Origin of the sequence: Anaerovibrio sp. (assembly GCF_045637405.1) — a bacterium.
In the GTDB taxonomy this organism is placed as follows: domain Bacteria; phylum Bacillota; class Negativicutes; order Selenomonadales; family Selenomonadaceae; genus Anaerovibrio.
The window spans coordinates 1-8,700 of the sequence record NZ_JAZTZI010000108.1; the positions used below are offsets into that span (position 1 = coordinate 1).

An 8,700-nucleotide genomic window follows, 5' to 3' on the forward strand; every position below is an offset into this window, starting at 1 on the left:
ATGAAGGGTGATAAGGTTGTAGAGATTAGAGAAATAGGCACCAATCTTTCTTTGTTCATCAATATTATTTGGAATACTTAATTTTGTTTCGAAAAAATCTGATGGAGAAATGTTAAGTAAACCATGATTTCTAGCGCCTTCTGCAGCGATTGCTTGAACTTCTTTATGCCACAATGAACTGTCATAATAAGTAGACAAATAATCTGAATCCGTCTTCTCATTGTCTTTTATTGTAAACACTATATACAACGTTGATAAAACACCCTTTTCATACCTGTCCAGACGCTTAATTGCTCCCCAAGGTGCATCACTAGATGTACTTTTGTTATATGCAAATTCACCGTTATAAACAAGATAATACCCACTAACATCTTTGCTGGCGATTCTTTTATCAAAAAACTCATTTTGGTCAATAAGCCCATACTGTGCCGATATTGTAAGTGGCAGTGTTGACTCCATGCCAGTATTCTTTCTTGTTATACGTTCTACAATCTCTCCTAGCTTTCGCTGTTCCCAATCGTCAGTAAATCCCGCGAAACGAAATTCTGGCGTTTTTTGTCCACTATGAGGAAACATTTTTTCAAGCATGGATTTTTTGATATTTTTGATTTTTTCCAGCTTACGCTGATGAAGGGTGATAAGGTTATCGATGTGTGCAAAGTGACTACTAATTTTGCATTGTTCCTTGTAACTAGGATATGGCAAATCGATTTTTGCCAAGTCTGAGTTATGCAAATGCACTACAGATTTTCCCTGTGCCATCTTTGCCATATCATTATGGGGGTTCCCATTAGATATGCTTAATGCAAGAAATGCCGAATCTAAGTCTGCTGGTGGCGTGATAATATTCAAGTCACCCCCAAGCAATATTCCTTCTTTTTCAACTACCGAAGCCACTGAAATATCTTCAGCCGTTTCACCAGATGCTGGCACAATCACTTCTCTACCCTTGCTTAACACAGAGTTAGGTTTTTCTTCCGCAAAAGTATCAACATTAGATATGACCGTTTCATATTTCGTATATAATCTCCCATACAAGATTATTGGTGTTCCTTCATCTTGTAAGTCAGACTTGGAATAACCTGTACCTTTGGAGAAACTAACCATATCCCCCAGCTTACGCTGTTCCCAATCGTCAGTGAATCCTTTGAATCTTAATTTGGGTTTCCTAGCACACATTAGGATTCACCTCCCAACAGCTTTTTTAGCTCCACTATCCCTGCCATATCTTCATCGCAACCCACAATATCACTTAGCATAGCAGATATTTGAGCTTCCGTATCAGCTATTTCACTATCAATAGCTTCGTAGGTATCAGCATATTTCTCATGTATTTCTACCAAAGACTTTTGCAAATAATCCAACATATTATTAGGCAATGACATTAAATTATCATATATAGGATTTATCCATTTAACCTGCAACATGTCTTTTATCTCATCGTCAGACAGATTTTCTATTACCTGTTTTGTTTTATCATGTAGACGATCTTCTGCCTCACTAATTTTTACTTTAAGCTGTTTCTCTTCCTTTATCAGTTTATCTACTTCTTGCATTTTTGCCAAAAGATCTGGCTGATCGCCGTCTTCCTTTAACGTTTTAACTATAGCAGGAACATTCTTAGCTACAAAGGCATCGTTATCGTCATTAAGAGCATCACTAAGCAAAGCTTTATCATCCTCGCTTAACCCTTCCAAAATTTCATTTTCTAAAGTAGGAATATCTGACTGTCTATCCTTCATTTGCTTGATAACAGTCACATCATTTGGCAGCATCTCTACTTGAACCAACTCAAAAGGTAAAATATGTCCCTTCCAGCCGTCCTGAACTTCCTGTTCTTTACCCCGTATCTTCTTTACAACCATATTAGGGTCAACTTGTCGAATAGAATTCCATCCTTCTGCCTGAATTATTTCCAAATCCCCTGACAACTTTTCATAGCCTGCGTAAAATACCTCGTATGCTTCATATTTGTCCAATATAGGAATACTTTCGAATCGGTTCAAAAGTGCTGTACTTGCTTCTTCTTGGGTTTTAACAATGGAAAGCTGTAAAGCATTATTTATTAAAGACTCTCTCATATGAGTCTTAAAATCTGCCAATGTATGTTCATATTCAATCATAAACAAGCACACATCTGTATTTTGGTTAATTGCAGTTTTAATGTTAATGTTTTTTAAAGAGGCATATTGACCATTACTATCCAACAAATCTTCTTTAAGACTTGGAAATACATCCCAAAAGCTTTGAAGCTTTATCAGTTCATACTCTGGAATACCACCAAACATCAGAGCATATGTATCCCAATGCTCCGTTTCTTCCGAAGAATCCACATATCTCGGAATATTTAAATTGTATTCATTGTCCCTGATTTCTTGTCGGCTGACACGACGAGAAAATCCATCAATGTTAAGGCGTCCGACCACACTGTCGACAATTCGTCGAATATCCGAAGCTCGCAACTTGTTATTCTTCCCATCCTTAGCGAACCCTTTAGAAGCATCCACTATCAACACATCATCATTTTTTCGTTGCTGACGTAATATCATGATTATAGTAGGAATACCGGTCCCATAAAAAATATTGGCCGGTAAACCGATAATAGTATCTATATGGTTTTGTTCTATAAGGTTACGACGGATTTTCCCCTCTTCGCCACCTCTAAACAATACACCATGTGGCAATACTATTGCCATAATACCATCTGGCTTCAAATGATATAGATCATGAAGCAAAAATGCATAATCCGCCTTGGTCTTTGGGGCAAGTCCAAATCTGGCATAACGAGGATCCAACTCTTTATTCTTGGGCTCCCAACGCTGAGAATACGGTGGATTGCTCACGACAGCATCTACATATAGAGGCTGACCTGTACCATCAGCATCCATTGGCCAATCGTCTTCCAAAGTATCAGCATTTCTGGTAATTATATTGCTAGGAATAATTCCTCGCATTATTAAATTCATCCGGGTCAAATTATAGGTATTGGCCTTTAGTTCCTGCGCATAATACCGAATTTTATCCCGCCCATCTATATATTTTTCAATGGCATGGCCAATATTTATCAACAAGGAACCTGAACCACTGGTAGGATCATAGATTTTTATTCCTTTATCAGCATTTCTAAGATGATTGGCTATAATCTCTGACATTAGCAAGGAAACCTCATGTGGAGTATAAAATTCGCCTGCCTTTTTACCAGCGTTTGCTGCAAATTTCTCTATTAAGTACTCATATATGAAGCCTAATACATCATAATCCTGACGCCCATCCATAGGTATTTCATTGATGAGATGTATAAGGTCACGAACCGATTTGGTCTGGGACTGAATACTATCTCCCAGCTTACCAAGTCCAGTTTCCAAAGTTTTAAATATGTCCTTAAACACATTTGCATGAGTTGATGACAATAACCGGCTAAATGATGATAACGCTGTGCTTACATTATCAACAGTAAAATCGCCCCTCATTCCAATCCAAGTTGAAAATAAATCCTCATAAGCGATAAAATATCCAATATTTGATTGTATATAGGTCAACTCATCCTTGTTACCCTCATTTACATCATCCTTTATATCTTCATCAGTATAGCCCTCGGCTTTTAGCCATCTTTCTTCCTTGTCAGACAGATATTTATAGAAAATAAACCCTAAAATATAATCTTTATATTCATTAGCCTCTATTTTGGAGCGCATCCGATTGGCAGATTCCCATATTTTATTTGCTAGCTGTTGTTTATTCATGAAAAAGTTCTCCCTCTATATTACTCAACATATAATTTTTAATTCCCAATTTTTAATTATAACCTTTTCCGCTAATAAATTATATAATTGCACCATAATTTCAAAAAACTTTGCACAAATTATAAACAACAGTTCTAAAAACTTACATTCTTTATTGACATAAGTGACCAATATACGCTACAATTGAACCAAGAAGAATAGTCGTAGGGCTACGACAATAAAGAAAGCTCACCGAGAAGATTGGTCGTAGAGCCACGACCAAGCAAATAAAAAAAGCTCACTGAGAAGAGTCCCGTAAGGGACTTTTCCTTTTTTATTCGGAGGATTCTGATGATCAAGTTTGTATTTTTATCTCAAACTTTTTATACAAATTATCCCAAAGTTATTTTTCCTGAAATTGCACAAAAATCTGATAGGCCATACGTTTATGTGGCTGCATTGATAAATGGTGTCCAATATGCAGTGCCTATGCGCTCAAATATTAATCACCATCATGTTTTATGGACAGATAAGGAAAATCATTGTGGACTAGATTTTTCAAAAGCTGTTGTAATAGAAAATGATAGCTTTATAGATAAAGCCCGTAAACCTTATATACGGCCCAATGAGTTTAAAGCACTTATCGGCAAAGAATATGTCATCAATAAAAAAATGTCGTCATTTATTAACAAATACAAAAAGGCAAAACAAAAACAACATATTAAGGCCAATCAAGATTTGTGCAACTACTCAACACTAAAATATTTTGAAAAATATTTATAAAAAAAGTCCACCACCTAAATAGTAGGTAGTGGATTTTTCACCTTACGGTAGTCTTATGCCATGATATCAATGTTCTGACCAATACCGGTCATAGCTGCTACTTCAGCACCCATTGCATCCAGCATTCCATCCATCATTTCAGTCTGGGTATCCATGGCCATTTTCATTACAGCTGTGCCAATATTCATAGCATCCTCCTGTTGATGCATTTCTACTGACATAGAAGCAATGCTCATTATATCCATAGGATTCACTCCCCTTTCTTGTATATACGCCAATTCACTGCAGCAGCCACTGAGGTGAGTACAGTGCAAATGATGAGCATGATGTCAGCTCCACCTCGCACCATTGCTTCGGCAACATTCAACACTGTAAGAACACCAAACAGAATAGCAGCCTTTCTGTGAAACCTTGGCGTCTTGCCTTCATCTCTGTAGGCTTTGAAAATCAGGAAAAAGACCACCAGCGATGCCACAAGAATAATAATTGATAAATAAATTGGATCCATCAATGTGAACCTCCACGCAATACCAAAAATAACATCGGTATTATATCACATACTATATCGTCATTTCCAGTTAAAAAATTCACACCAATAATGTTGTTTAAGCAATATCATTTAAGCTTTTTCATTAGCTCCTTGGCCTGCTGATTTTCAGGATCAAGCATCAGCACTTTGTCAATATCCGCCTTGGCCTCAGCCTTCATCCCCATAGTGTTGTAGACAATCCCACGGTAAAGGTAGGACATTACATAATTGTCAGTCATACCAATAACCTTTGTAAAATCAGCTACTGCGGCTTCATTTTCACCCAGATATGCCTCCGCCACAGCCTTGTTCATAATAAACTGATATGTATTGCCACCGTCCAGTTCAATGGCCTTGTTAAAAAGCTCCAAAGCCTTGTCCGGCTGCTGCATCTCCAAATAAAGACACCCCTTGTCATAATGAGCCAAAGGATTATTTGGATCCAGTTCAATAATTTTTTCAAAATCCGGCAGGGCCTTGTCATATTCCCCCATATCCCTGTGAAGCATGGCCCGTGACTGGTACCCCACCTCATAATCCGGAGCCAGCTCAATACACTTATCAAAATCACGTAATGCCTCATCAGAGCTGCCCACCTTGCGGTTGGCCAAACCTCTGGCATTGTAAGCCAGGGCATTATCCGGCTGTAGCTCAACAGCCTTGTTGAAATCTGCCATGGCATCCTCGTACATCTTTGACTTCATGGACAAATAGCCTCTATTTATATAGGCACTGGCATTTTTAGGATCTGCCTTAATGGCACTGTCAAAATCGCTGCGGGCAGCGGTGAATTTCCCCTGCTCCACAAACAGGATGCCACGGTTCAGATAGGCCGTCACGCAATTTGGGTCCAGCTCCAAAGCCTTGTTGTAATCAAGATTGGCCGCAGAGGCATCCGGAATTTTAGAGTAGATAATGGCACGGTTTACATAAGTCGCTGCAGAAGGTGCCTTCTCCACGGCCAGGCTCATGGCCTTAACCGCTTCATTTTCCCGTCCCGTATCGAAATACAGCTTTCCCAATATGGTAATTGCATCCACATAATCAGGATACAGCTCCAAGGCGTGATTGAAGTTTTCCTCAGCCCCTGCAAAATCATTATCCATATAAAGGAAGCTGCCCTTTACATAGTAAGCATCAGGTAAATTGGGATCGTAGCTAAGTGCAGTATTCAGATCTGCCTCTGCTCCCTCCCTGTCCCCAAGTACGAATTTTGTTCTGGCACGGCTGACATATACCACTGCCCAACCGCTGTTTTCATTCAATACATGGTCATAAGCCTCCAGAGCACGTCCATAGTCATGCTTGTCCATAAAGGAATTTCCCAGCTCATACACCTGAGAATCTGTAAGGCCGCTAAAATCCTCTGCTGCCAAAGCAAAGGCAGGCGTCATGAAAAAAGCTGCTGCCATCAAAGGGGCTATAACCTTTCTGCCCATTTCCTTATTTATGCTTCCAACTATTTTTTTACCAATATTCTTACTTAACTTATTAAGATTTCTCATAACAAATTTCACAAATTCCTCTCTTAAAATTAATGCTATTTCATTCTACCACCAGCCCGTTTACCCCACAATTAGAACTTTATTAGAAATACATGAATTGGAAATTTTTCTTCCCGATATTAAAGAAAAAAATGAACATTTGGGTTATAATAAAAAAAAGATTTGTTTATTGAGGGGATAAGGCATGAACATAAATAATGTTAGCAAAACGAGCCGCATAACCATCGTATCGGCGGTATTCCTGCTTAGTATGCTGGTACTGGTCCTTGTCATAAACGGCATTTGGAGACAGCAAACCACCCAGGAACAGACTCTGGCCAAACAAAATATCCAGAACCGCGTCAGTGAAATAAAATACGGAATTAACGAATGCTGTAGTATCACTGAAACCCTGAATCTCATTTTACAGGAAAATGCTGAAGGAACCATGGAAGATTTCAATAATGTGGCCAGACACATTATGAAGGACCGAAAATATATTTCATGTCTCCAGCTGGCTCCTATGGGAACCGTAACTTCTATTTATCCTATAGAGGGGTATGAGGGTGATCTCATAAACCTATTTGAAGAAAAGCATTACGGTTCTTTGGCTGCCTACAGTAAAAATACTGGCACCATGACCCTTCAGGGCCCCTTTGAAATCCAACACAATGAAATCGGCATGGAGCTGAGGGAGCCTGTTTATGTCCGTGACAGTAACGGAATCAAACAGTTCTGGGGCTTCGCCATTGCCATTGTTAAGGTGCCGGATGTATTCCAGATTTCCATCGACAACCTAAAAACCTTTGGCTATGATTATACACTCTATAAAACCAACCCCTTCGACGAAGAAATGCGTCCTATCACCTCCTCCAAGGGAATACTGGAGGATCCTGTAGTAGCAGATTTCGATGCTGCCGGGGTATCCTGGAGATTGGCCATCGCTCCCGATGAGGGCTGGGTTCACCCTTCCTTTTTACTTCCCTATGCCTTATTTGGTCTGTTTTTGGTGTTGCTGCTCACTCTGCTCACCTACATGGTACTGCTTTTGGCTGAGGACAGAGCCCTGTTTTCCAATATTTCCCTCAGAGATCAGCTGACTGGCCTTTACAATGTCCGCTGCTTTGAGGAGGATATGGCTACTCTGGTTCGCACCAACAAACTCCACGGAATTTTCTATATAGATGTAAACAAGTTCAAGCACATCAATGACACCTATGGGCACAGGGCCGGTGATGATGTTCTTAAGGAAGTAGCCCTACGAATGAAAGGGGCCTGCGATTTCAATGTTTACCGCTTAGGTGGAGATGAATTTGCCATTTTGGTGAACCAGGACATAAAAAAGAGCGCCTATGAAACCATAACCACCAAAATGACCAAGGCCTTTAACCGTTCCATTGTCAGCGGTTCCAACAACATGATGGTCAGCGTCAGTATCGGTTATGCCTTCTACCCTGATGACGGTACAGATCCGCAGCAGCTCAGGGAGATTGCCGACCAGCGTATGTATAATATGAAGGAAGCCTATCATGCCGAAATGGAATGAAATAAATAGATTAAAATTATTGTCAGACAATTCAAAATATTGTTGCATAGTTTTTTCTTCTGTTATATAATGTACACAAACAAAGAGGTACTTGATGTTTGCACCGTCAGCGATTTGACATATTAGAAACGGGTTTCCAGCTGACGTTGATGCGCCGATATTCATTAATCTCACTTAGTTATCTGGTAGTAGATTTGTCTGGTAGTAGATGTTAGTGACAGTGGATTGTGTGGTAACGTTAGTACCCAAATATTAATCAATGCTTCACTCCCGATTGGGATGTCCGACGACGTCAGGTACCTCTTTTCTATACTAAGAGAGATGTAGTAGTAGTTGATTTAAGCCGATGTTATGTGTGTGGTGGCCATCTGAAAAGGTGGCCTTTTAATTTTGCAAAATCCAAACTTGATAGTATAATGATATGTAGCGAACTTGAAGGGAGAATTATATTATGTTTAAGCGTTTTTGTGCTATTGCTGTGGCCGCCCTGGCCCTATTTTGCGGCAGCCAGGCTTTGGCTCCAAATAACACCCAGGCCCATGAGGTGCTGGTGTACGGCGACGACAATACCATGCACTACCTTGAAACTGAAACCGTCCGCAAGGCCGGCGGTTCCTACTATGCATGGATAAAAAT

The 8,700-nt window shown here is 39.7% G+C and carries 8 protein-coding genes; 3 read left to right on the forward strand and 5 right to left on the reverse strand.

Annotated features, from left to right (window positions below; all coding sequences use genetic code 11):
• Both ACKI5G_RS07675 and ACKI5G_RS07680 read right to left on the reverse strand, forming a co-directional pair.
• A partial coding sequence (locus ACKI5G_RS07675) for a restriction endonuclease subunit S (RefSeq protein ID WP_407399178.1) occupies positions 1 to 1,179 on the reverse strand: 1,179 nt, incomplete at its 3' end.
• Entirely contained in the window at positions 1,179 to 3,743 is a 2,565-nt protein-coding gene (locus ACKI5G_RS07680; RefSeq protein WP_407399180.1) for a type I restriction-modification system subunit M, read from the reverse strand. The genes ACKI5G_RS07675 and ACKI5G_RS07680, both read right to left, overlap by 1 nt.
• Positions 3,744 to 4,073: 330 nt before the next feature.
• Between ACKI5G_RS07680 and tenpIN the strand changes: the two genes are divergently transcribed.
• Positions 4,074 to 4,505, forward strand: coding sequence for a type III toxin-antitoxin system TenpIN family toxin (gene tenpIN, locus ACKI5G_RS07685; protein ID WP_407399182.1), 432 nt, complete (start codon positions 4,074 to 4,076; stop codon positions 4,503 to 4,505).
• Positions 4,506 to 4,558: 53 nt separating this feature from the next.
• Here tenpIN and ACKI5G_RS07690 read toward each other — a convergent pair whose 3' ends face one another.
• The 3 genes from ACKI5G_RS07690 to ACKI5G_RS07700 form a co-directional block, all read right to left on the reverse strand.
• Entirely contained in the window at positions 4,559 to 4,750 is a 192-nt protein-coding gene (locus ACKI5G_RS07690; protein WP_407399184.1) for a YjfB family protein, read from the reverse strand.
• Positions 4,751 to 4,755: 5 nt separating this feature from the next.
• Positions 4,756 to 5,013, reverse strand: coding sequence for a hypothetical protein (locus ACKI5G_RS07695; protein ID WP_407399186.1), 258 nt, complete (start codon positions 5,011 to 5,013; stop codon positions 4,756 to 4,758).
• Between the two features lie 107 nt (positions 5,014 to 5,120).
• A complete protein-coding gene (locus tag ACKI5G_RS07700) occupies positions 5,121 to 6,551 on the reverse strand; it encodes a tetratricopeptide repeat protein (RefSeq protein WP_407399188.1) in 1,431 nt (476 codons plus the stop codon).
• Positions 6,552 to 6,723: 172 nt separating this feature from the next.
• On the opposite strand from ACKI5G_RS07700, the gene ACKI5G_RS07705 reads away from it, so the two are divergent.
• Positions 6,724 to 8,064, forward strand: a complete 1,341-nt coding sequence (locus tag ACKI5G_RS07705; protein ID WP_407399190.1) for a diguanylate cyclase domain-containing protein — start codon at positions 6,724 to 6,726, stop codon at positions 8,062 to 8,064.
• A gap of 451 nt (positions 8,065 to 8,515) precedes the next feature.
• A partial coding sequence (locus ACKI5G_RS07710) for a hypothetical protein (protein WP_407399192.1) occupies positions 8,516 to 8,700 on the forward strand: 185 nt, incomplete at its 3' end.

Coding starts and splice junctions, on each gene's coding strand:
- ACKI5G_RS07690 (WP_407399184.1), bottom strand. CDS start 4,750: ATGGATATAATGAGCATTGCTTCTATGTCAGTAGAAATGCATCAACAG.
- ACKI5G_RS07695 (WP_407399186.1), bottom strand. CDS start 5,013: ATGGATCCAATTTATTTATCAATTATTATTCTTGTGGCATCGCTGGTG.
- tenpIN (WP_407399182.1), top strand. CDS start 4,074: ATGATCAAGTTTGTATTTTTATCTCAAACTTTTTATACAAATTATCCC.
- ACKI5G_RS07705 (WP_407399190.1), top strand. CDS start 6,724: ATGAACATAAATAATGTTAGCAAAACGAGCCGCATAACCATCGTATCG.
- ACKI5G_RS07680 (WP_407399180.1), bottom strand. CDS start 3,743: ATGAATAAACAACAGCTAGCAAATAAAATATGGGAATCTGCCAATCGG.